Source organism: Tessaracoccus caeni, assembly GCF_029211185.1.
GTDB lineage: Bacteria > Actinomycetota > Actinomycetes > Propionibacteriales > Propionibacteriaceae > Arachnia > Arachnia caeni.
Window position 1 is genome coordinate 1 of sequence record NZ_JARGDO010000049.1, and the last position, 1,666, is coordinate 1,666.

Below are 1,666 nucleotides of genomic sequence, written 5' to 3' on the forward strand. Positions count from 1 at the left end.
ACCCGACGGAGTAGGCCAGCCGCCGCCTGGTCATCCACTGGAGAAATTCCTTGGTGCCGCCGGCTCCGTCGGTGCGGATCAGAATCTTCTTCGACCCCCGCCTGCTCCGGGCCAGCAGGGCTGGTGGTCAAGTCCCGGGAAGTGGTGTAGCGATCCTTCGTTTGGGGGTCAGGCGGTCAGGGCGGGCAGGGAGCTTGTGGTGACCTCCTCGGTGCTGGTGTCGGGGACGACGGTGAGGCGGCATCGGGCGAGGACGTCCAGGCCGAGATAGCGGCGTCCTTCGGCCCATTCGTCGGTCTGCTCGGCCAGGACCGCGCCGACGAGTCGGACGATCGCCTCGCGGGTGGGGAAGATGCCGACGGAGTCCGTGCGGCGGCGGATCTCCTTGTTCAGCCGCTCGGTGGGATTGTTCGACCAGATCTGCACCCACACGTCCTTGGGGAACGCGGTGAACGCGAGCAGATCGGCGCGGGCCGCGTCGAGGTGCTCGGCCACGTCCGGGAGCTTCTCGCTGACGTAGTCCAGCAGCCGCTCGAACTGGGCGTTCACCGCTTGTGCGTCGGGCTGGTCATAGACGCTGTGCAGCATCGCTTTCACCGCCGGCCACATGCTCTTTGGCGTCACGGCCATGAGGTTTGCGGCGTAGTGGGTGCGGCACCGTTGCCAGGCCGCGCCGGGCAGGTGCGCGGCGATCGCCTCCACCAAGCCGGCGTGGGCGTCGCTGGTGACCAGGCGGACTCCGGCGAGGCCGCGGGCGACGAGGTCGGCGAAGAAGCCGTTCCACGCCGCTCCGGTCTCGGAGGTGGCAATACGCATGCCGAGGACTTCGCGGTGCCCGTCGCCGTTGACGCCGGTGGCGAGCAGGACGACGGCGTTGATCACGCGCCCGCCCTCGCGGACTTTCATCGTCAGCGCGTCAGCGGAGACGAACGTGAATGGCCCGGCCTCGTCCAAGGGCCGGTGGCGGAACTGCTCGACGTGCTCGTCCAATGACTCCGCCATCCTGCTGACTTGCGACTTCGAGAGCGAGTTGATGCCGAGGGTCTTCACGAGCTTGTCCATGCGGCGGGTGGAGACGCCGGCGAGGTAGCAGTCCGCGACGACCGTGATCAGGGCGGATTCGGCGCGCTTGCGCCGCTCGAGCAGCCAGTCGGGAAAGTAGGTGCCAGAGCGGAGCTTGGGGACTGCGACGTCGATCGTGCCGACGCGGGTGTCGAGGTCGCGGTGGCGGTAGCCGTTGCGCTGCGCAGAACGACCAGCGCTGGGCCGACCGTACTCCGCGCCGGCGACAGCGTCTGCGTCCGCGGAGAGCAGGGAGTTGATCACGTCCTGGAGCAGGCTGCGCATCAGATCCGGGGACGCTTCAGCCAGGGCTTCACCGAGCAGGCCGGAAGGGTCGACAATATGGGGAGCGGTCATCGTGATGACTCCGTTCGAGAGTGCTGTGAGAGGTTCAGTCGAAGGATCACACGGTGGCCGCGCCCACGTCCGAGACGATCACTGCTGCCACCGCGCTACACCACTATGCGGGACTCAACTGGGCTGGTGGGAGCTGCGCGAGCGCGGCCTTGGTGACGGTGATGTGATCAGCCGCGGTGTTCGAGCCGGCGTTGCCGGGGCGGAGATGGATCGCCAGCGGTTCCCCAGTCCCTTCGCTGCCGTGGTC

Annotated in this window: 1 protein-coding gene; it reads right to left on the reverse strand. The window is 67.9% G+C overall.

Translation table 11 applies throughout. The annotated features are described in order from the left end of the window. Window positions 1-168: 168 nt before the first annotated feature. Window positions 169-1,419: an IS256 family transposase gene (locus P0D62_RS18925; RefSeq protein ID WP_275704078.1), complete on the reverse strand. Its 1,251-nt coding sequence runs from the start codon at window positions 1,417-1,419 to the stop codon at window positions 169-171. Window positions 1,420-1,666 lie beyond the last annotated feature (247 nt).